Raw genomic sequence first — 21,028 nt, forward strand, 5'->3', positions numbered from 1 at the left:
CCACACACCACCAGAAGCTGCCAACCAGTCAACCCAAAGACCGTTGCAGTACTAGCCTCTGCCGATGCCTCTTGAACGTCCCGCGGAGCCCTGCGAGAGCGAGGCGAGCCTGAGCGCCCCGCACCTCGGGAGTGTCGGGGCACGGGGCGCTCGTGTCTGCGGGGACCGTCGGGTCGACGGTCCCCGCAGACATCTCGGGGCTACCGGGTGGTGACCGTATAGGTGTCGGCCGCGAGCTGCTTCACAGGTGCGGCCTCCTGGCCCGGGAGGGTGTTGAGCTGCTCCGGTCGCAGCTTCGGGCCGGTCGGCGATCCGAGCCGCACGTCGCCCCCCTTGACGGCTTCGACGGCGGACACCTTGGGTGCTGCCGGGGCCTTGATTGCCGAGCCGGCCGGCGCGAAGGCCGAGCCGATCCAGTGGTTGCCGGAGACAACCCAGCCGCCGCGCCACGCACCGCCGTCCCACACGTAGCCGCCGCTGTTCGTGGCGTACCAGTGATCACCCCCGCACCGGCGGTAGAAGTCCGCGCTGATCCACAGTTGGCTGGCCGCGATCTGGTTGCCCCACCAGCCCGACGTGGCGCACAGGTACCAGACGCCGCTGGGCATGTCGAAGACGAGTAAGTCGTTCTTCGCGTTGATCCACCCCGCGGACTTGGACGCGAGGCTGTTGCAGTTGTTGTTGTAGGCGAGTGCGCCGGTGGCGGAGTAGCCGCCGTTCTCGGCGCCGTCGCTGACCTCGGCGTACGAGGACGCGCACAGGTTCGCGGTCTGGTAGGTGAACAGGTGCTGCCACTGCGCGCTGGCCTGGCCGGTCAGGCCGAGCGTCAGACCTAAGGCCGCGGCGGTGGCGGCGGTGACACGTGCGACGGTACGTGATTTCAAGGTGCGCTCCATTGCTCGCAGGTACACGGACCGCAGGCGGGTACGGCGCGCTGCATGAGCCATGAGGATGCACCAAAGCTGACGGGTGCTCATGTTTCTGGGGCGGGAATGGCCGGGTCCGGGCACGGGAGTGGCGGATTCCCCCGTTTTGCGACCCTGAGCCCTTTTCTTCAACCGCCCGCGCGCGACGCCGGTCCCGCCACAGGGCGGCGGCAGTCCCGACACCGAGGGTCGTCAGCCATGCGCCGAGCCCCGAGCCGGCTCCGTTCGTGAGGGCGATCGTCACGACGAACGACGCAGCCGTCGAGGCCGTATTCCGTTGGGCGAGTCCCGCCAGACTGCGTGGCTGGGGGACGCGCTCCGCTCCGTTCCGCGGCCTTCGGCGGACGAACCCGCCTCCTGACGCGAGCGCGACCGCGGCCGCGGCCGCGCCGCCGGGTCCAGCCGCTCAGGTCACGGAGTGAAGAGGACCTTGACCGCGCCGTCCCGCTTCTTCTGGAACATCTCGTACGCGTCCGGCGCCTGTTCGAGGGTCAAGCGGTGCGTGGCGAAGTCGTCGACGCCGAGGGGGTCCCCGTCGGTGAGCAGGGGGAGGATGTCGCCGACCCAGCGCCAGACGTTGGCCTGGCCCATGCGCAGTTGGAGCTGCTTGTCGAACATGGTCAGCAGGGGCAGCGGATCGGCCGCACCGCCGTAGACCCCGGACACGGAAATGGTGCCGCCGCGGCGGACGAGGTCGATGGCGGTGTAGAGCGCGGAGAGCCGGTCGATCCCTGCTCGCTTCATCATGGCCGCGGCCAGGGAGTCCGGCAGGTGGGTGGTCATGCTCTGGGCCGCGGCGGCGACACGGCTGCCGTGGGCCTCCATGCCCACGGCGTCGATGACGGCGTCGGGGCCCCTCCCACCGGTGAGGTCCCGGACGGCGTCCGTCAGGTCGTCTCCGCACTCCTGGAGGTCCAGGGTGTGGATGCCGCGCCGACGGGCCCGTTCCAGGCGTTCGGGAACGAGGTCGATGCCGATGACCGTGCCGGCGCCGCGGTGTGCGGCGATGCGGCAGCTCATGTCACCGATGGGGCCCAGGCCCAGGACGGCGACGCTGCCGCCCGAGGGAACGGACGCGTACTCGACCGCCTGCCATGCCGTGGGCAGGACGTCGGACAGGTAGACGAAACGCTCGTCGGGCGGCCCGTCCGGGACCCGGATCGGCAGGTTGTTTCCGAACGGGACGCGCAGGTACTGGGCCTGGCCGCCCGGGATCTGACCGTAGAGCTTCGTGTAGCCGAAGAGGGAGGCTCCGGTGCCGTGCTCGTGGACCTGCGTCGTCTCGCACTGGGACTGCAGCCCCCGGTCGCACATGAAGCACGACCCGCACGAGACGTTGAAGGGGATCACCACCCGGTCACCCGGCTTCAGCGAGGTGACCTCCGGCCCCACCTCCTCGACGATGCCCATGGGCTCGTGTCCCAGAATGTCGCCGGGGTCGAGAAAGGCTCCAAGAATTTCGTAGAGGTGCAGGTCCGAGCCGCAGAGGCCGGTGGTCGTGATCTTGACGATCACGTCATCGTGGTCTCGGATCGTCGGGTCGGGCACGGTGTCGACCCGTACGTCCCGCTTGCCGTGCCATGTGAGTGCCCTCATGACGCCTCCTTGCGTCTGTGCTGCTTCACCGTGCGCGTGCCCCCGGCCGTGCCGGCGAACCGGAATGCCCGGGCTTTCCTCCGGAGGTGATCGGCAGCGGCGCCGCGGGCCTCAGGACGCCGGCCTCAGGACGCCGTACGCCGCAGGCGGTCACTCTTCGCGAAGCACCCGGACGCTCTTGACCTCCGTGTCGACCGCGTCCGGCACGACCATGCCCGCCTCCACCCCGGTCCGCAGGTAGGGCAGCACATCCCCGGTGAGGCGCTCGCCGGGCAGCGCCGCCGGGATGCCCGGCGGCTACGGGGTCAGCATCTCGGCCGCGATCCGGCCGGCCGCCTTCTCCCAGGGGACCTGCTCCGTTCGGCCGAAGAAGGCGTCGCGGGGCAGCGCCGCCTGCTCCAGGCGCAACCTCGACGGCGGGGGGACGTGTACGGGCTGCCCCGTACGCAGTTCCGCGGCATGGGCGGCCAGGTCGGTCAGGGCCGCCAGCAGCACCTCGGCCGTGTCGCTGTCGTCCGCGTGGGTGAGCTGCGCGCTGATGCGGCGGTGGTCGGCGATGTGGAGGTTGATCCGGTGGTTCTCCCGCAGCCAGTCGGCGGCGCGGTAGCCGGTGACCTCCCAGGCGCTGATGTCGATGATGATCTGGAGGGGGTCCATGTCTGCTGCCCGGCCCGGCCCGCAGAAGTCGTCGCGGCCGTGCACGTGCATGCCGTCGATACGGGAAATGCGGTCGCGGGTCTTCTGAGCGAGGGCGAGCGCATGGTCGTAGAGGGCCTCGCCGTGTTCGGCCATCTGCCGGCGCCAGCCGTCCAGCGCGGCGGGTTTGACCAGGTCGCCCTGTAGGTGGAACACGGAACTCTGCTCCAGGCCGGAGCCCATCTTGTGCACGGAGGTGACGCACACGTCGGCCCCGGCGTCCATCGCCCAGGTGGGAAGGCCGGAGTGGAAGGGCAGGTGGGCGCCCCATGCCTCGTCGACGATCAGCGGGCGATCCCTGCGGTGGCAGACCGCGGCGATGGCGGCCAGGTCCGAGCAGGTGCCGTAGGGGGTCGGCGTGGTCACCAGCGCTCCGCGGGCGTCGGGGTGCTCGGCGAAGGCTGCTTCGAACGCCTCGGCGGACGGCGGGTGGGCGACGTGGCGCTCGGCGTCCCACTGCGGGTCCACCCAGACGGGCTCGATGCCCGAGAGGATCAGGCCCGCGCTTGTGCCTCCTCCAGGACGCCATGGGAGGACGTACGGTCGTCCAGGCCGCTGGTGGCGAGGATGTCGGACCGGAACACCGCTTCGCCGAGCACGGCCCGCACCCTGGGGTCGGCGCCCCGTCCCTGTTTGTGCCCCGGGGGCGTGAAGGGGGTCTGGCCGGTTTCGTGGTAGGCGGCCAACGCATCGAGTACTGGTGCCTTCGACTGGTCCATGCCGCACGCCTGCCCTGTGAGCACCGACGAAAACGGACGTCAGGTGCCCTGGTCACGGGGCTGGGCCGGGCCGAGGTGCTGTTCCAGCCAGTCCGCGGCAGCGCGCCGGTAGAGCCGCCGGTTGTCCGCCCGCAGGAACTCGTGGCCCTCGTCGCGCAGCGTCAGCTGCCGCGCCGGGACGCCGCGGTCACGTGCCGCGCGGACGAACTGCTCCGACTCCGTCGGCGGCACGTTGGTGTCGTGCTCCCCGTGGACGGCCAGCACGGGGGCCCGCAGCTGATCGATGCGGCTCATCGGGGACAGGGCGCGGAGCAGTTCCCGGTCGTGTTCGGGGTGGCCGTACTTCGCGGCGGCGGACTGGGCGATCCACGGTTCCGTACCGGCGAAGAACGTGGCGAAGTCCGACATCCCGCACACGGCGACCCCGGCACGGAAGAGTTCCGGATGCCACACCAGGGAGGCCATGGTGAGGTACCCGCCGTACGAGCGGCCCATCACCCCGAGCCTCAGGGGGTCGGCGTATCCGAGCGAGACCACGTGCGCCGCGCAGTCGGCGACGTCGTCGATCGCCGCGAACCGGCCGGCGCCGAGGTCCGCGTCCACGAAGGACCGGCCCCAGCCGGACGAGCCGCGGACGTCGGGGGCGAACACGTCCAGGCCCCTGCCGAGGAGCTCGTGGTACAGCGGGCTGAAGACCGGCCGTTCCTGTTCCTCCGGTCCGCCGTGGAGGTGGATCACGCAGGGGGCCGGCCGGCCCGGGTCGCGGTGGGGCGCCCGGTAGTACCAGCCTCCGAGCTGCAGTCCGTCGCGGGCCGCGCAGCGCAGGGGCAACGGCCGTACGGGGGGCCGCCCGGGTGGGACCGCGTCCTCGTCCCGGGCCGACCAGCCGGTGCGCGTGGGCGCGAGGGTCTCGTCCAGTTCCCAGATGCCGGGCCTTCGCCGGGATCCCGACAGGGCGGCGAAGAGTCCACCGCGCGCCAAGGACGTGATGCGGGTGACCACTTCGTGGGGCAGCACCGGACGGTGACGCGGTCCCAAGTCGTCGTCCGTGGGGCCGAGCGGGAGCCCCACGCTTTCCAGCTCGGAAGCGCCGTGCACGTTCCAGGCGAGGACGGCCCACCGACCGTGGTCGGGCACGCTCAACAGGTCGAGGGCGGACGTCTCACGCTCGGCCGCGAGGGTAAGGCCCCGGGCTGCGCCCTCCTCGTCCAGCCGTACCCGCAGGAGGGCCGCGAACTCCCGTTCCCTGTCGCTGCGCAGCCACAGCGTCCGCGCGTCGGCGGAGAAGCGGCCGATCCAGGGATCCCCGTCCGCCACGTGCAGCGCGAAGGTGGTGCGGCCCGAAGCGGTGTCGAGTACGAGGGCCTCCCGTCGGCCGCGCGGGCCCCGGCGGACGAGCGCGAAGCGGCCGTCCGCGCTCATGTCGCACACGCGCAGGGAGGCGGCTCCCTCCTCGCTGAACAGCAGAACCGGCGCGGTGGCTCCGTCGGGGTCGACCAGGTAGGCGGCCAGCCCGCCACTGCGGGCCGCTCCGAGCACGGACGGTGCGGGGCCCCGCCGGACCAGCCGTTGTGCGGCCCCTCCTTCGAGCAGGGTCGCGGGGCCGTCGCGTTCGGACCACGCCGAGCCCGGTGGCCTCGCGCCGGCCCACGATGCCCCGTCCGCGGCCGCGTCCGGCGTCAGGTGTCCGGGTCCGCTGTGCTCCGAGCCCGTCGGGGAGGGCTGTGCGACCGTGACGGCGAGGGCGGCGCCGTCACGCGTCCAGCACCCGAGGTGAGCCGAACTTCCCGGCTCCGTGCCCGCCAGAACCTGGCGTCCGCTTCCGTCCGACCGCACCACCAGGACCCGGGTGTGTTCGCCGCCGCCCGGCGCCGAGGTGTAGGCGATCCAGCGCCCGTCCGGAGACCAGGAGACCTCGGTCACCGGGTCGGGGTCGCCGTCCAGTACGTGGGCCTCGGCCCCCCGGGCGGGCCCGCTCCACAGCTGGGGGACCCCGGCCCGGTCGCAGATGAACGCCACGTGCTCGCCCGTCGGGTCGGCCGACGGGTACCAGCACCCGTGGGCGGCCAGGAGGGTCGGCGGGTCGGCGCCGCGATGGCTGGGCATCCGGACCGGCGCGGGGGCCGACGCAGGGCCCGCCGCCGGGTCCGACGGGGGCGCTGCGGCCGATGCGGCACCGGGGGGTTCGGCTGCCCGGCGGGGCGTTTCGTGCACGTGCTCCAGGGGTTCCGTGTGCTCCAGGGGCATGGGCCGCCTCTCCCAGGTTCCGCTTCCGGATGTCGACCGCTCAGTGGATACCGTGCGCTTGGAGCCAGATTTCCAGCGACGCCACCTGCCACAGGGTGTTCGCGCCCCGTCTGGCGCGATGGCGGTTGGGCTCCGCGAGCAGCCGGTCCACGAGGCGCGCGTCGAAGATCCCGCGTCGGCGAGCTTCCGGGGCCGTCAGGGCATCCCGTACCCGGGCCAGCACGGGCTCGGCCATGTGCCGGACCGCCGGCACCGGAAAGTAGCCCTTGGGACGGTCGACGATCTCCCGGGGCAGAATCGTCCGTCCTATGTCCTTGAGTACGGCCTTGCCGCCCTGCGCGAGCTTCAGCTGCGGGGGGCAGGCCGCGGCCAGCTCGACGAGTTCGTGGTCCAGGAACGGCACCCTCGCCTCCAGACCCCAGGCCATCGTCATGTTGTCGACCCGCTTGACCGGGTCGTCGGGCATGAGTGCGTGGACGTCCATGCGCAGGGCCGCGTCGAGCGCGGTGTCGGCTCCGGGGGCGGCCATGTGGGTGCGGACGAACTCCATCGAGGCATCGTGGTCGGCGGTGAAGTCCGGGTGCAGCATGGCGGTGAGTTCGGCGTGCGTCCGGTCGAAGTACGTGGTCGCGTACGCGTCGCCCGCACCCGGCCGGGCGGCGGAGGCGATCTGCGGGTACCAGTGATAGCCGGCGAACACCTCGTCCGCGCCCTGGCCGCACAGCACCACCTTGACTTCCTTGGAGACCTGTTCCGACAGCATGTGGAAGGCCACGGCGTCGTGGCTGACCATCGGCTCGCTCATGGCACCGATCGCGGCTTCCAGCGCGGACGGCAGCCGGTCGGACGGGATCATGAACTGGTGGTGGTCGGTCGCGAACCGGCGGGCGACCAGGTCCGAGTACCGGAACTCGTCGCCCTCCTCACCGCGCTCCGACTCGAAGCCCATCGCGAAGGTCGCGAGATCGGCCTGCCCCTGCTCCGCGAGCAGCGCCACGATCAGGCTGGAGTCCAAGCCGCCCGAGAGCAGCACGCCCACGGGGACGTCCGCGACCGTGCGCCGCTTCACCGCCGTGCGCAGCGCGTCGTGTACCGCCTCCCGCCAGAGCGCCGGGTCCTCGCCGAGCTCGGAGTGCCGGGTGTACGACGGCTGCCAATAGCAGTGGTCGCTGTGGGTACCGTCGCTCTCGATGACGCGGACGGTGGCCGGCGGGATCTTCCGGACGCCGGCCAGTACGGTGCGGGGCGCCGGGACCGTGCCGTGCCAGCTCAGGTACTGGTGGAGCGCCACCGGGTCGAGGGACGTGTCGACTCCCCCGCCCGCCAGCAGGGCGGGCAGGGAGGAGGCGAAGCGGAGTCGGTCCCTGTCCCGGGCGATGTAGAGGGGCTTGATGCCCAACCGGTCACGGCCCAGGACGACGCGGCCCGTGTGGTGCTCAACCATGGCAAAGGCGAACATGCCGACGAGGGACTCGACGCACTCCCAGCCCCACTCGGCGTACGCCTTGACGACCACCTCGGTGTCGGAGTGGGAGAAGAAACGATGCCCCAGCCCTTCCAGGCGGCCGCGCAGCTCGCGGTGGTTGTAGATGCAACCGTTGAAGACCGCGGTGAGACCCAGCTGGGCGTCGGTCATGGGCTGAGCACCACGCTCGGACAGATCGATGATCTTCAAGCGCCGATGTCCCAGGGCCACCGATCCCTGCGACCACGCCCCTCTGCCGTCAGGCCCCCGCGGCTCCAGCGCATCGGTCATGCGTTCGACCGCGGCGAGGTCCGGTTTACCGCCGTCGAAGCACACCTCCCCGCTCAGGCCGCACACGGGGCACCCACCACGGGCAGGGCGCCTCGGGAGCGCCACCTCCTGGGGACCTCGCTCTCGGTGGAGGACCTGGTCACGTACGTCATCACTACACTCCTGTGCCAGTTCGGCCGACGATGGGAGGGCCGACCCGAACCGGCGATCGACATATCGACATAGAGGGCACCTGCCCGTCCGTGCGTCCCTTAAGCGGTCGCTCGACGGAACCGCGCCGCCGATGCCACCGGGCCGGCGCGGTCCGGATGTGTCAGCCCTCGACTCCGGTCGACGTGTGGGCGGCGCCCACGGGCTTGGATTCGGGTGAGCCCCGCTGGCGCAGGTAGACGGAGAGGATGACCATGGCGGCGACCGCCAGGAGCTCGGACTGCCAGTTCTGCAGGGTGCGGCTCCAGAAGTCCGGCAGCGTCAGGTACCTGCCCCAGCCGACGGGCTCCTGGAGCTGCCGCAGCCGCTGCTCGTCGAATGCCGCGGTGCCCGCGATCGACTGCGCGAACCAGGACCCGAAGAACAGGAGCGCCATGACGAGGCCCAGCGAGCGGGAATACAGCCGCTGCCGCCAGTCCTTCGTGCCGGCCCAGCGGGGTGACTCGGCCTGCGCGTGGTCACCCAGGCGCTGCTCCTTTTCCGACTCGGTACCGGTCTTGTGCAGTTCCTTGGATTCGGGAGAGCCACGCTGGACCAGCCACACGGTGCCGAAGATGTAGAGGGTGAACTGCAGGAACTCCGACTGCCAGTTCTCGGTCACGTCCACGGCGAAGTCGGAGGTCGTGACGTACTCCGCCAGGCTGATCCGCTGGAGGCCGTCGATGGTCAGCTGGTCGTTGAACTCGGCGTGTCCGGCGACGGCCTGCCCGACCAGGACCAGCAGGAAGGCCGACCCGAAGGCCAGGGTGAGACTGTTGTCCCGCCAGAAGCCGCTCCGCCGGGGCCTCTCGTCCGTGTCGGCGCTCATCGGTACATCGCCCCGATCGCGGTGAAGTAGCCGAGCCCGCCGACCACCACGACCAGGCAGGTCACGAAGAGGAAGCGCATCCTCAGCCGCCCTTCAGCAGACACTGATAGGGCTGTTCCCCCTGCGGGGTGCAGCCGCCCGCCACGACCTTCCATCCGCCGCTGAACTGCGACAGGAACAGCGTGTCGCCGTCGAGGCGCAGCATGGCTTGGCGTCCGTACACTCCGGTCGTGCGGACCGCCCCCGCCGTCGGCAGGTCCTCGGTCCCCATCGCCTCGGCGCACGCCTTCTTCTCGTCCTGCTCCAGTTGCCCGAGCGTCTCGGGTGCCAGCAGGCGGCAGGCCGCCTCGTGGTCCCCGGAGGCCAGGGCGCGCTCGAACCGTTCACCGGCGGCCCGTGCCCCGTCCACCCGTGCCGCGGGCGCTCCGCACCCGCCCACGAGGACCCCGACGGCGCCTGCACACAGGACGGCGCGCGCGGCGCGCGCCACCGTGGAACTCACCGGCGAACCCGCTCCGGGCAGCAGGATCGGTTTCACACGACTTCTCCTCCCCGAGGGCACCACGGCAACGGCATTCCCTACGTATGCCCCGCGCGCGCTCGCGAATCCGACCCGCTCGCCGCGGACCACCCGACCAGCCCCCCGCCGGAGGGGGCGGGGGGCCTACGTCGCCGGGCGGGATCCGCCGCCTGGCGGCGTCGCACGCTCCTGGTTGCGGATCCACTACGCCTTCTGACGCCGAGTTGCGCCGCGGGGGTGGCCCCGCCGTTGCCGATGTGCCGGGCCGGGGCCCCGGGGACGACACGGACGCGATGCCCACCCTCCCCCGTCGACGGGGTGTCCGGTCCGTACGGCAGCTCCGCGCGGCGCACGTTTGAAAGCGCGAGACGCGTGTAGAAGCAACTTGACACTGGCCTCATCTCGCGACGTAGGAGACGCATCATGGGCATCATTGCTTGGATCCTCATCGGCCTGCTGGCCGGCTTCATCGCGAAGGCACTGATGCCGGGCAAGGACCCGGGCGGCATCATCATCACCATGCTCATCGGCATCGCGGGCGGCCTGCTCGGCGGATGGCTGGGCAAGGTCATCTTCGGCGTCGACTCCATCGACGGCTTCTTCGACCTCTCCACCTGGATCGCCGCCATCATCGGCTCCGTCATCCTCCTGGCCCTCTACCGCCTGGTCAGCGGAAACCGGCACTCCCACCGGCATGCCTGACCGCGGCTGACGGGCCTGACGGGCCACGGCGAACGGAGTGTGCCGCGCCGGTCCAGTGACGTGGTTGACGGGCCGCCCGCCTCGCTCTCACCGGCCGGGCGGGCGCCCGTACAGGTCAGGCCTTCTCGAATTCCAGGGCCTCCGCCAGAGCGTCTTCCAGCTCGCGCACACCGCTGCCGTGCGCGGCGATGACCGCGTAGCGCCAGGAGTGGCGGTCCGCCGGTGCGTCCGCGTAGAGCACCACTCCCTCGCCGCGCTGCGGGTCGAAGGCGACACGGTGCTCGCGCAGCCGGGCAAGGGCTTCATCGAAGCCGACGGAGCGCCGGGTCCGCCTCTTGGAGACCGCCCACGCCGGACGTGCGAGGCCGGCCGCCGCCGTCAGCCGGGTGACCATGGTGTGCGGCGTGGTGGTCGCCGTACGGCGGACGTTGCTCTCGCTGGCGTACGTGACGCCGTCCGTGCTCATGAGAGCGTCCAATCCGAAGGGGCCGAGATACCCATGGCCGGCCAGGTGGCGGCCCAGCCTCGTCCCCCACTCCTCCAGCTCGGTTGCCGCATGCGCACAGGACGGCGGTAGCGGGGAGACGTATCCCGTGAAGGAGCCCTGCTCCGTTCGCATCGCACCGCTGAACAGGGCGCGTGTTCCAGAAACGGTGTTCTCCATCTGGATGCTGACCGACTCGGCCACCGGTACGCACTGCTCGACCACCCACGTGCCGTGGGGGCCGCCGACGGCGTCGAGCGCCAGGGCTGCGCCTGCGCCCCGCACGTCCTCGCGCGAGAGGAAGCGCAGACCGTGTCCCCCTGCGGAACGGTCGGGCTTGACCACCACCCGCTCGTGTTGCTCGAGGAGCTGCCGCACCACCTCCGCCACTTCCGGGCGACGGCACACCCGCCCCTCCGGCAGGCGCATACCCACCGCCCCGGCGGCCTGGCGGAAGCCGGCCTTCGTGTTCAGGAGCATGGTCGTCGGCAGGGCGGCGACGGCCTGCTCAACCGTGGCGTAGGGGTGCACCGTCACCCCGAGATCCCGGGCGAACGCCAGGGCGGACGCGTCCTGGGCCGTGGGCAGCAGGGCCGTCCCCGGTTGACCCGCGTGGGCCCGTACGCGCCCGAGAAGACCGGCCTGGCGGACCGCTTGCGCCAGCGGGACGGCGCCGCACGGCGGCACCTCGATGACCGTCGCCTGTTCGCTCGGCACGCCCGTCAACTCGCTCACGTACCGACGGAACTCCCCGCTCAGCGGTCCGGGTGTCACGAGTACGTCGCCGGCCCGCAGCAGCCATGCCTTGCGTGGCGCCTGCTGCGCCCACTGGGCCAGAACCTGGGCCTCTTCGAGATCGACTGCCAAGTCCGAAAGAAAGTTGGCGAAAACCACCAAGGGACCCGCGTCAGGCTCGCTCACCACTGTTCCTCCCGAGGAGTGTCGCGGAGTTCGTCGGCGCGGCCGCCGGCGCCCAGCAGACCGGTCGCTTCGATGGGCTGCGTACGGTCCAGGCGCGGCAGCTCGGTGCGGGCGATGTGCGTGACGACGGGCGGGATGAATGCCCGCACCGGTTGGAGCGCACGTAGCCAGGCAGGCACGTAGACGTATGCTCTGCGCCGTTCCGCGGCGGCGGCCAACCGGTCCGCGACCTGTGCTGCCGGGTACACCTTGCGCGCGGGCGGAGGCATGTGGGCGCGCAGTTCACGCAGGGCGGCATGACGGTCGGCGTCCCGGATCATGTCGGTGTCGGTCCAGTTGATGTAGGCGATCCCCACGGCGACACCCCGATGGGCGAGTTCCGCGCGCAGGGCGTGGGCGAAGGACTCGACACCGGCTTTGGAGGCGCAGTAGGCGCTCATGAGGGGGGACGTCCCCAAGGCCGCCAGGGAGGCGACCTGCAAGTAGTAGCCGTGTGTGTCGAGGAGGTCGGGCAGGAAGCAGCGTGCGGTCGCCGCACTGCCGATCAGGTTGACCTCGATGACACGGCGCCAGACCTGCGGATCGGAGTCGGCGAACGGGCCCCCTTCGGCAATGCCGGCGTTGCCCACCACCACGGACACCGGCCCGAGGCGGGTGCGGACCCGTCGGGCGGTGTCGGCCATGGCCACGTCGTCGGTCACGTCGACCTCCCAGCAGGCCGACTCGTTGCGCAATGAGGCGGCCACCTCCTCCAGACGCGCTCCCTCCAGGCCCAGCAGGGCCAGACGCGCACCCCGAGCGTCGAATGCCCGGGCCAGGGCCGCGCCCAGCCCGCGCGCCGCCCCCGTCACCACCACGGTGCGGCCCCGCAGGGGCCGGCCGTGCGTCCGCATCCTCATCTGGTGCCTCCGCCCACGCTCCGTGTCCCGCCGCCGCGGCGCGTACGGCGGCAGCCGGGACGGCGCGCAGCCCCGTCGTCCGGTGCTCCGGCTTCCAGGATGCTCCTGCCGAGCGGTCGCCCGCAGAGCGAGGGTCCGACGGCGTGACGCAGACGCGCGTGAGCGGCCGCCCTTTGGACATAAGCGGGCAGGAGACTGCGAGGAGGAGACGTGGACGATCCACCCGATGACCTGTACCCGCGACTGCGGCGGGAGTGCACCCGCCGGGCGGACGATCTGTGGGCGGTAAGCCGTGCCCTGCACGCGGATCCTGAGCTCGCCTACGAGGAGCACCGCGCGGCCCGGCTCCTCACCGGCGAACTCGAGCGGGCGGGGTTCACCGTCGAGCGGGGGACCGCCGGACTCGACACGGCTTTCGTGGCCCGCGCGGGAAGGGAGCGGGGGCGAGGGGGGCAGGGGCGATGCGTGGCGCTGCTGCTGGAGTACGACGCGCTGCCGGACCTGGGGCACGCATGCGGACACAACCTGATCGCCGCGGCCGGACTGGGGGCGGCACTGGCGTTGCGCGACGTTCTGGACGAGGTCGCGGGCACGGTGCTCGCCGTGGGGACTCCGGCGGAGGAGCGCGGCGGGGGCAAGGTCGCCCTGGCCGATGCCGGGGTGTTCGACGGCGTGGACGCGGCGCTGATGTTCCATCCCGGCGTGCACGACTGGTCATGGGCGCCGCTGACGGCACAGACCCAGGTACGGGTCGGCTTCCACGGCCGGGCTGCCCATCCGACGGGCGACCCCACCGGCGGGATCGATGCCCTGGCCGCCCTCATCCAGCTGTTCAACACCGCGGCCGTGGTGAGCAGGCGCCTGCCGTCGGGCTCGCATGTCCAGGGGATCGTGACCGACGGAGGCAGCGCGACCAACATCGTGCCGGCGTACGCGGAAGGCTTGTTCGGACTACGAGCGGCCACCGGCGCCGCGCTCGACGCACTGGTCGCCGACATCGGAAGCTGGGCCGAGGGGGTGGCAGCCGCCACCTCCACCACCGTGCGGGTGACGCGCCTGGGCAAGGGCTACGCCCACTTCCGGGACAACGACGTCCTCTCGGAGCGCTTCAGCCATCACATCGCCCGGTCCGGCATCCACCTCACCCGGCCCGTCGACGGCGTGTTCCTGGGATCGTCCGACATCGGCGACGTGAGCGGCCGCGTCCCCGCCATCCATCCGTTCGTCGCGATCCTGGGCGACGGGGCCTCGGACCACACCCCCGCCTTCGCGCGGGCCGCGGCGTCGGGGCGCGGCCGCGAGGTGATGCTGGCGGCCGCCGAGGCCCTGGCCTGCACGGCCGCCGACGTCCTCACCGACGCCGGACTCGCCGCCCGGGCGTGGGCCCGCCAGCGCGAGAAGGCAGCGGCAGGCCTCTGACTCCCGGGCCGCGGCGCCCCGTACCGTCCACCGGGGAACCGGCACCGCCGCCGCGGCCTGCGCCCACCGCCGGTCACGACGCCCCGTCGGGCTCCCGGTCGGACTGTGGCCATACGTACGGCAGGTCGTCCGGTACACCCGGGAAGCGCTCCCGGTAGAAGTCCGGGTCCTTGCGCACCAGCGCGGACTGGTGGCTTCGATGGAAGTCCGGTGCGCCCAGCCACGGTGGCAGCTCCCCGTCGGCAGCCAGCTGCTCCTGCGTCCGCGGGCCACCCCCCGGCTGCCACGCCCCGAAGTCCCGGACAAGGGTGGCGGCGCAGGTGTCGGCGCGTTCCGCGGCAGTCCACACCCCGCAGACCTCCAACCCGTACCGGACGAGGGCCTCCTCGTACCCCGCCCACATCCGCACCGCCGGGTGCCTGCGCCAGCCGTAGCCCGGAACGATCAGGCCGCGCAGCACCTGCACGGCCTCGACCCGCTGCTTGCCGAGCCTTCGCACGTCCAGCGCGGCTGCCGAGGCGTCGAACGACGGAAACGGAAGGAACGTCTGCATGGGGTCTCCCTGCGGGACGGTGACGTGAGCGGTACCTGAGTGCCCCGCTACGACCGCGACCTGGTCACTTCCATCATGCGCAGGGAGGCGTCGGCATCGGCCAGGTCTGACAGGGCACGAGCAGCCACGAACGGCCACGAGCGGCCTAACGGACCTCTACGGATCTCGTCGGACGGCGTTCGTTGCGTCCCCCGGGCGCGGCAACGGACGACGCGGCCTGTCCCTGCGACGAGCACGTGTGGTCCGGGCCGTGTGAGATGCGGCGCGATCGGGGTACGCGCACCATGACCGTGACACCACACCCCCGATGAAAGGTTTCGTCATGCCGCGAGGATCCAGCCCCAAGCGCGAGCGCCAGTACGAGCACATCAAGGAGTCGGGTGAGCAGCGCGGCATGTCGCATGACCGTGCGAAGGAGATGGCCTCCCGCACGGTGAACAAGGAACGCGCACGGTCGGGGGAGAGCAAGACGGCGAGCCGCAGCTCCACCCAGGGCAAGTCCGCCTCGCAACGCGGCGGCGAGAGGTCCCGCGGTGGCGGCAGCTCGTCCGACCGCACCAAGGACGAGCTGTACCAGGAGGCGAAGAAGCGCGGCGTCGAGGGCCGCTCGACGATGACCAAGCTGCAACTCAAGAACGCCCTCAGCCACTGACCGCGGGGTAGGTAGGGAAGCGGCCTCCTGCCGTGGGCCGCTCCCCCGCTCCCCCGCTCCCGCGACCTGCCGCGCGCCGCACCGCACCGCCCACCCCAGCCGTACCCCACCCGCATCCCTACCGTTTCGGCAGGAGGAGCCCCCATGGCCGTCCGTCATCAGCTCATCCGACGTCCCCCTCGCGCCGTGTGGGCCGTACTCGCCGATCCGACCCTCTACGGGGAATGGGTGGTGGGCCCGTCCGAGTCCACGCCGCTCGACCCCACCTGGCCCGAACCGGGTTCCCGGCTGCGCTACACGGTCCGGCTGGGCCCCTGGTCCTCCGAGGGCGTGACGACCGTCCGTCACCAGGAGACCGGGAAGGAGCTGGAGTTGGAGGCGTCGTTCAAGGCCCTCGGCACGGCGAGGATCTTTCTCCAGCTCAGGCCGTGGGGCGAGGAGACACTCATCATTTGCGACGAACACCCCCTGCGCGGCCTCGGCGGCACCCTCCACAACCCTGCGTTCGAAGCACTGCTCCAGCTCCGGCACCGGGGCATGCTGGCCCGCCTGGCCAGGGTCGTGGAACGGAAGCCCGCCGCGGTACACCGTGCCTGACGCGGTGGTGATCGGGGCCGGGCCCAACGGACTGGTGGCCGCGAACCTGCTGGTTGACGCCGGGTGGAGCGTGGAGGTCCTGGAGGCCCAGGAGGAGCCCGGAGGGGCCGTACGCAGCGACCGCGGGGTGCACCCGGACTACGTCTCGGACCTCTTCAGCGCCTTCTACCCGCTCGCCGCCGCCTCCCCCGTCCTGGCCCGCCTCGACCTCGCCGCCGAGGGCCTGCGCTGGAGCCGCGCTCCGCGCGTGCTGGCCCACCCCCTGCTGGACGGCCGGTGCGCGGTCCTCGAACGCCGCGTGCAGGACACCGCCGCCGGGCTCGCGCAGTTCGGCGCCGGCGACGGCGACTCCTGGGAGAGCATGTACCGGACGTGGAGCCGGGTGGGGCCGGACCTCGTACAGGCTCTGTTCACGCCCTTCCCCCCGGTCCGCGCCGGGCTCCGGCTGGCCGCCAAGCTCCGCGCCTCAGGGGGGCTGCGGCTGGCCCGCAACCTGGCCCTGCCCGTGCGCCGCCTGGGCGAGGAGGAGTTCGCCGGCGAGGGCGGCCGGCTCCTGCTGGCCGGCAACGCCCTGCACGCCGACCTGGCCCCCGAGGCGGCGGGCAGCGGCGGCTTCGGCTGGCTGATGTCGATGCTCGGCCAGAGCCACGGTTTCCCGGTGCCCGTCGGCGGCTCCGGCGCCCTCACGGCCGCGCTCGTGAGCCGTCTGCGACGCCGCGGCGGAGTCCTGCGCTGCGGGGAGCGGGTCGCGTCCGTCGTCGTACGCGCAAACACGGCAGCGGGGGTCAGGACCGCGGGCGGGGAGACGATCGACGCGCGCCGGGCCGTACTGGCCGACACCTCGGCGCCCGCCCTGTACCGGGACCTCGTCGGCGAGGAACACCTTCCCTCCCGCCTCCTGCGTGACCTGGAACGCTTCCAGTGGGACTTCGCGACCTTCAAGGTCGACTGGGCGCTGACCGGCCCGGTGCCGTGGACGGCGCCGGGGGCGGCCGGCGCCGGCACCGTCCACGTCGCCGACGGCATGGACGGCCTCACCCGGTTCGCCGCACAGATCGCCATGGGACACGTCCCCGACGAGCCGTTCGCCCTCTTCGGCCAGATGACCACCGCGGACCCGAGCCGCTCGCCCGCCGGCACGGAATCGGCCTGGGCCTACACCCACCTCCCGCAGCACATCAGCTCCGACGCGGGCCCGGACAACATCACCGGCAGGTGGGACACCCGCGAACAGGAAGCCATGGCCGACCGCATCGAAGCGCAGGTGGAACGATTCGCACCCGGCTTCCGTGCCCTGATCGGCGCACGCCGCATCCTGGCTCCCACCACCCTCCAGGCCATGGACGAGAACCTCCACGGCGGCGCCATCAACAACGGCACCACCGCCCTGCACCAACAGCTGTTCTTCCGGCCCACCCCCGGCACCGGCCGCCCCGAGACCCCGGTCAAGAACCTCTACCTCGCCTCCGCCGCCGCTCACCCCGGAGGCGGCGTCCACGGCGCACCCGGCGCGAACGCCGCCCGGGCTGCCCTGCGCCCCCAGGCACTGCGCGCCCCCCTCCACCGCGCCCAGCGCATCTGACGCCCGGCCTCGCAGGGCCAATGCGGTCCGGCCCGCCCCCATCCGCGCGGCCGCCACCGCGGCGCCGCACGCCGACCGCCCGATGCGCCTAGGCTTGAAGAGGTACCACCGGACGCAGGCCCTATTTCCCCGTAGCCGGAAGGCAGGCAGGCCACACCATGGCTAAGCAGCCGAAGTCATCCCATCCCAAGCACGGCGAAGGCCCGAGCCCGCACAAGGGCACCGAACAGCACGGCTGGTCTCCCGACGTGGACGAGACCCGTCAGCAGGACAACCCGAGCGCTCACCGTTCCTTCCACCCCGACGAGTACGCTCCCGCCAAGGGCGCCGGCCGCAAGGTCGCCAAGGAGGAAGCGGGAAATCCGCACGGCAGGCCCACGAAGAGCATGAGCCGCCGCGGCGAGGACCAGAGCACGGCGGGCAGCGACGAGGACGGCATGCACGACACGGGCCCCAGGGGCCGCTCCCGACGCCCCAGCGGAACCAAGGACGCATCCGCCTCCACCGGCGTCGACCCGCAGGATCCGCCCGGAACCCGCAGCGCCGGCTGACCTCAAGCCGTCAGGCAGTCAGGCAGTCAGGCAGTCAGGCAGTCAGGCAGTCAGGCAGTCAGGCCTTCAACGCTGGATCGTCATCTCCGCACACCGGGTGACGACCGACGCGAGAGTCTGCCCGCCGGCGCGCAGCCGGCGCTGGATACGGGCGCCGTTCCCCCCTTCGTGCAAGTGCGCAATGCCTTCCCGGACCCGCTCGTCGTCGCCGTGGTCCTCCAGTGCTTCGCGCACGTGCTGGTACAGCGCCTCGACGGCGTGTTCGGCGGACGTCTCCCGCATGCTTACGGGGTGCAGCAGGGGTCCTTCCAGGCCCGAGCGGCCGGCCCGCCAGGAGGCCAGTCGCAGCAGACTCGTACCGATGCGGGCCGGAGGCTCCCCGTCCTGCCAGGCGCGGGCCGCGGTCTCGACCAAGCCGCGTATGAGGGCGGCGAGCAGGACGGGCGTGGAGCCGTCCAGGCAGACGTCGGCGACCCGGACCTCCACGGTGGGGTAGTCGGCCGACAACCGGGCGTCGAAGTAGATCATGCCCTCGTCTCGCAGCACCCCGGTGTCGATCATCGTGCGGACCTGCTCGTGGTAGCGGTCGGCGGAGCCGAAGACGTCGACCGGGCCGGCGGAGGGCCACCGGTTCCACACCCGGCTCCGGTAGCTTCCGTACCCGCTGTCCTCGCCCTGCCAGAACGGCGAGTTCGCGCTCAGCGCCACCAGGACGGCCAGCCAGGGCCGGATGCGGTCCAGTACGGCGACGCCCTCCTCGTCCGAGGCGACCGACACGTGGACGTGGCAGCCGCACGTCAGCTGCTCCTGCGCCGTCAGGCCGAACTGCTCGCCCATCCACCGGTAGCGCGGGCCGACGTTCAGCGAAGGCCGCACGGACAGCGGCGACGTCGCGACCGCCGCCACCACGGCGCCGGCGCTCGCCGCGTGGCGGGCCGCCTCGCCGCGGATGCGGAAGATCTCCTCCTGGAGCTCACCCATCTCCGTGACCGGTTTGGTGGCGAACTCGAGCTGCTCCTTCTGTAGTTCCTTCTCGAACTCGTGGTCCCCTCGGCCGCTGGGGCCGGGACGCTGCCAGGCAAGGTGGTCCGCGGCCGCGAGAACCGCCCCCGAAACGGCGAGCGGGGCACCGCTGCGCGCATCCACGAGCAGCAGCTCTTCTTCCACACCTACGCTTCGCATGTCGCCGCCCGTCGATCGAACCTTCAGATGCCCGACGCCTACCCTGCCTCCCCGCGACCATGCCGTAGCCCGCCCGTCAACGAAGGGCATCGAGTGCGCCCACCTCCGTCGGCGCCCCGCGCCGCCGCGCTGGTTCGTCGCCGGGCTGCGAGGGCGCTCCGAAGCGCGCCACGTAGTGTGGTCTACGCCCAGGTCGATGTACTCCTGCCCGCGGTAGCCGGGATGGCGCCGGAGCTCTTCGACAGCGAGGTTGAATCCGGGGTGCCATTCGACCGGGCAGGGGAAGGCGCCGAGCCGAGGCTTCCACAGGCGTGCCGCGATAGCAGGGGTCCAGGACCACGGCCTCCACGTCGCGGCGCAGCCAGACCGGCCCGCGCCACCGGTCACCGCCGGGGTGGGCGGTCAAACCCCCCGTTGCTCGTGCCTGTGACGAACTGCGAGCGATATACACCGTGCCTGGCCAGGGCATCCAGGATCGGCTTGCCTCGCACCAAGCGGTCCGGATGGAAGCTGGGGGTCACACGCAGCGACGGATCCACAGGACCGCCGCACGACTGCTCGCATATCCGTATCGGCTGTCAGGGTGGACCTGCGCAAGCTGCGCCGCACTGCCTTGAGCCCAGGGGGGTCGGCAAGGAGATGCTGAGGCGGTGATCCGTCTCAGACGCTCCACGCTTCTCTTGCTCCACCTCCTTCTGCCGGCCCTCTTCGCCGTGCTGGCGGGGACGGGCATCGCGTACGCGGACGAGGCTCCTCCACCTGCCAACCCCTGCCGGCCGGACCAGCTCAGGGGAGCGAAAGTCACCGCATCGGCGGAATTCGGCCACCGGGGCCGCGATGTCAGCATGCTCATCGTCATGCACGTCTACCAGATGCGCCTCGCGTCGGTGGCCTTCTTCCTGGCGCAGCTCCTGGCGCTTGCCACGATCTGGAAAACGATCCGCGAAGGCGGTCCGACCGCACCTCCCCCGTCCCGATAGCTGCGACGCCGAGGACATCGCGGCGGAGCGCCGACCGGCAGCTCGCGTAGCCTCAGGTGTTTCCACGACCTCTCATCCGGACGGCTTGTCACCTGTGAGCACACCCATCGGCACCGAGCACGCGACGGAACGGTCACAGGACCCGTGGGCAGTCGTCAACCAGCCTGGCACCAGCCCATACCCGAGCCGCCGAGTCGTCCCTCAGGGGCTCGTCGACCTGCGAGGCCAGGCCGGCCGGGACATCGAGCTGTCCTACCCGTCCAACGCAGCGGTCGTGGTCGCCGGACTTCCCGGCAGCGGGAAGAGCACCTTGCTGCGCGCATGGTCCCCTGCCGCCACCGTCCTCGATCCTCGCGCCACTCGCACCGCCTACGAGGCGCGGATGCCCGACTGGCTTCCCTACGGGGCATACCGGCCGTGGGCACGGCTGAGCCACATGCACCGGATACGTTCCGAAATGCGACTCACACACCCGCTGCTCATACACGACTGCGGTAGCAGGCCGTGGCTGCGCCGATGGCTCGCGCACACGGCCCACCGATCCCAGCGCCCCCTGCACATGGTGGTACTCGACGTCGGCCCCCAAGAGGCACTGTCCGGTCAGCACGCCCGTCGCCGACTGGCTCCGCGGCGTGTCTTCGCAGTCCACCAGCGGGGCCTGTCGAAGCTGCTGGCGCGCATCGCACACGACGGCCTGCCCACGACCACGGGCATCAGCTCCATGGTTCTGCTCGACCGCAGCCTGCGAGACCGCGGCGCCGCATCGGTGCAGTTCGGCCACCGCCCGGGCTGTTGAACCTTTCGGCCGGGGGCTAAGGGGTCGCCCTGATCGCGCCCGCGGCGGTGCCGGCCCCCATGAGGGTGGACAGGGCGTCCTGGATCATCTGGCGGCTGTCCGCGTAGGGGTTGGTCCCTGCGGCGAGGACGGATCGCATGGCGTCGGCCATGCCGAGTTTGGCGGTGGCGCCGGACGGCGTCGATGTGGGCGACATCGTCGTCCGTGCCACCGCACAGGGTTAAGCCTCAGC

The 21,028-nt window shown here is 71.8% G+C and carries 19 protein-coding genes and 2 pseudogenes; 8 read left to right on the forward strand and 13 right to left on the reverse strand.

Features of this window, described 5'->3' with window-relative positions:
- Window positions 1–200: 200 nt before the first annotated feature.
- From ACFWBF_RS25935 to ACFWBF_RS25965, 7 genes and pseudogenes are all read right to left on the reverse strand, one after another.
- Window positions 201–884, reverse strand: a complete 684-nt coding sequence (locus ACFWBF_RS25935; protein ID WP_385606084.1) for a hypothetical protein — start codon at window positions 882–884, stop codon at window positions 201–203.
- Window positions 885–1,337: 453 nt separating this feature from the next.
- A complete protein-coding gene (locus tag ACFWBF_RS25940) occupies window positions 1,338–2,522 on the reverse strand; it encodes a zinc-dependent alcohol dehydrogenase (RefSeq protein ID WP_385606086.1) in 1,185 nt (394 codons plus the stop codon).
- A 150-nt stretch (window positions 2,523–2,672) separates the two neighbouring features.
- Window positions 2,673–3,937: pseudogene (locus ACFWBF_RS25945) on the reverse strand (aminotransferase class I/II-fold pyridoxal phosphate-dependent enzyme).
- A 39-nt stretch (window positions 3,938–3,976) separates the two neighbouring features.
- Window positions 3,977–6,184 carry a prolyl oligopeptidase family serine peptidase gene (locus ACFWBF_RS25950; protein ID WP_385606088.1) on the reverse strand — a complete coding sequence of 736 codons (2,208 nt, stop codon included), beginning with the start codon at window positions 6,182–6,184 and terminating at the stop codon, window positions 3,977–3,979.
- 40 nt (window positions 6,185–6,224) lie between these two features.
- On the reverse strand, window positions 6,225–8,006 hold the full coding sequence (locus tag ACFWBF_RS25955) for an N-acetylglutaminylglutamine amidotransferase (RefSeq protein ID WP_385606090.1): 1,782 nt from the start codon (window positions 8,004–8,006) through the stop codon (window positions 6,225–6,227).
- A 247-nt stretch (window positions 8,007–8,253) separates the two neighbouring features.
- On the reverse strand, window positions 8,254–8,958 hold the full coding sequence (locus ACFWBF_RS25960; RefSeq protein WP_385606092.1) for a DUF6766 family protein: 705 nt from the start codon (window positions 8,956–8,958) through the stop codon (window positions 8,254–8,256).
- 82 nt (window positions 8,959–9,040) lie between these two features.
- Entirely contained in the window at window positions 9,041–9,496 is a 456-nt protein-coding gene (locus tag ACFWBF_RS25965; protein WP_385606094.1) for a hypothetical protein, read from the reverse strand.
- A gap of 405 nt (window positions 9,497–9,901) precedes the next feature.
- On the opposite strand from ACFWBF_RS25965, the gene ACFWBF_RS25970 reads away from it, so the two are divergent.
- A complete protein-coding gene (locus ACFWBF_RS25970) occupies window positions 9,902–10,180 on the forward strand; it encodes a GlsB/YeaQ/YmgE family stress response membrane protein (RefSeq protein WP_385606096.1) in 279 nt (92 codons plus the stop codon).
- 115 nt (window positions 10,181–10,295) lie between these two features.
- On the opposite strand, the gene ACFWBF_RS25975 is transcribed toward ACFWBF_RS25970, so the two are convergent.
- Together ACFWBF_RS25975 and ACFWBF_RS25980 are read right to left on the reverse strand one after the other, a co-directional pair.
- A complete protein-coding gene (locus ACFWBF_RS25975; RefSeq protein ID WP_385606098.1) occupies window positions 10,296–11,531 on the reverse strand; it encodes a peptide ligase PGM1-related protein in 1,236 nt (411 codons plus the stop codon).
- A 50-nt stretch (window positions 11,532–11,581) separates the two neighbouring features.
- Window positions 11,582–12,478: an SDR family oxidoreductase gene (locus ACFWBF_RS25980; protein ID WP_385606144.1), complete on the reverse strand. Its 897-nt coding sequence runs from the start codon at window positions 12,476–12,478 to the stop codon at window positions 11,582–11,584.
- A 216-nt stretch (window positions 12,479–12,694) separates the two neighbouring features.
- On the opposite strand from ACFWBF_RS25980, the gene ACFWBF_RS25985 reads away from it, so the two are divergent.
- Window positions 12,695–13,903, forward strand: coding sequence for an amidohydrolase (locus ACFWBF_RS25985; protein ID WP_385606100.1), 1,209 nt, complete (start codon window positions 12,695–12,697; stop codon window positions 13,901–13,903).
- Window positions 13,904–13,976: 73 nt separating this feature from the next.
- Here ACFWBF_RS25985 and ACFWBF_RS25990 read toward each other — a convergent pair whose 3' ends face one another.
- Complete coding sequence (locus ACFWBF_RS25990; RefSeq protein ID WP_385606102.1) at window positions 13,977–14,456, reverse strand: MSMEG_6728 family protein; 480 nt, start codon at window positions 14,454–14,456, stop codon at window positions 13,977–13,979.
- Between the two features lie 322 nt (window positions 14,457–14,778).
- On the opposite strand from ACFWBF_RS25990, the gene ACFWBF_RS25995 reads away from it, so the two are divergent.
- From ACFWBF_RS25995 to ACFWBF_RS26010, 4 genes are all read left to right on the forward strand, one after another.
- The gene (locus ACFWBF_RS25995) at window positions 14,779–15,108 is read left to right on the forward strand and encodes a plasmid stabilization protein (protein WP_385606104.1); all 330 of its coding nucleotides are present in this window, start codon (window positions 14,779–14,781) and stop codon (window positions 15,106–15,108) included.
- A gap of 144 nt (window positions 15,109–15,252) precedes the next feature.
- Entirely contained in the window at window positions 15,253–15,705 is a 453-nt protein-coding gene (locus ACFWBF_RS26000; protein WP_385606106.1) for an SRPBCC family protein, read from the forward strand.
- Window positions 15,698–17,287, forward strand: a complete 1,590-nt coding sequence (locus tag ACFWBF_RS26005; protein ID WP_385606108.1) for a phytoene desaturase family protein — start codon at window positions 15,698–15,700, stop codon at window positions 17,285–17,287. The genes ACFWBF_RS26000 and ACFWBF_RS26005 overlap by 8 nt, the downstream gene beginning before the upstream one ends.
- Before the next feature lie 158 nt (window positions 17,288–17,445).
- On the forward strand, window positions 17,446–17,838 hold the full coding sequence (locus ACFWBF_RS26010) for a hypothetical protein (RefSeq protein WP_385606110.1): 393 nt from the start codon (window positions 17,446–17,448) through the stop codon (window positions 17,836–17,838).
- Window positions 17,839–17,904: 66 nt separating this feature from the next.
- Here the strand turns inward: ACFWBF_RS26010 and ACFWBF_RS26015 are convergent, their stop codons facing one another.
- Together ACFWBF_RS26015 and ACFWBF_RS26020 are read right to left on the reverse strand one after the other, a co-directional pair.
- On the reverse strand, window positions 17,905–19,020 hold the full coding sequence (locus ACFWBF_RS26015; RefSeq protein WP_385606112.1) for a glutamate--cysteine ligase: 1,116 nt from the start codon (window positions 19,018–19,020) through the stop codon (window positions 17,905–17,907).
- 186 nt (window positions 19,021–19,206) lie between these two features.
- A pseudogene (locus ACFWBF_RS26020) lies at window positions 19,207–19,586 on the reverse strand (DUF3626 domain-containing protein); the annotation flags it as partial.
- An 84-nt stretch (window positions 19,587–19,670) separates the two neighbouring features.
- Here ACFWBF_RS26020 and ACFWBF_RS26025 point away from each other — a divergent pair.
- Both ACFWBF_RS26025 and ACFWBF_RS26030 read left to right on the forward strand, forming a co-directional pair.
- Window positions 19,671–20,000: a DUF6185 family protein gene (locus tag ACFWBF_RS26025; protein ID WP_385606114.1), complete on the forward strand. Its 330-nt coding sequence runs from the start codon at window positions 19,671–19,673 to the stop codon at window positions 19,998–20,000.
- Window positions 20,001–20,094: 94 nt separating this feature from the next.
- On the forward strand, window positions 20,095–20,796 hold the full coding sequence (locus ACFWBF_RS26030) for an AAA family ATPase (protein ID WP_385606116.1): 702 nt from the start codon (window positions 20,095–20,097) through the stop codon (window positions 20,794–20,796).
- 16 nt (window positions 20,797–20,812) lie between these two features.
- Here ACFWBF_RS26030 and ACFWBF_RS26035 read toward each other — a convergent pair whose 3' ends face one another.
- Window positions 20,813–21,007: a hypothetical protein gene (locus ACFWBF_RS26035; protein ID WP_385606118.1), complete on the reverse strand. Its 195-nt coding sequence runs from the start codon at window positions 21,005–21,007 to the stop codon at window positions 20,813–20,815.
- Between the last annotated feature and the right edge of the window lie 21 nt (window positions 21,008–21,028).

This window comes from Streptomyces sp. NPDC060028 (assembly GCF_042736725.1).
GTDB lineage: Bacteria > Actinomycetota > Actinomycetes > Streptomycetales > Streptomycetaceae > Streptomyces.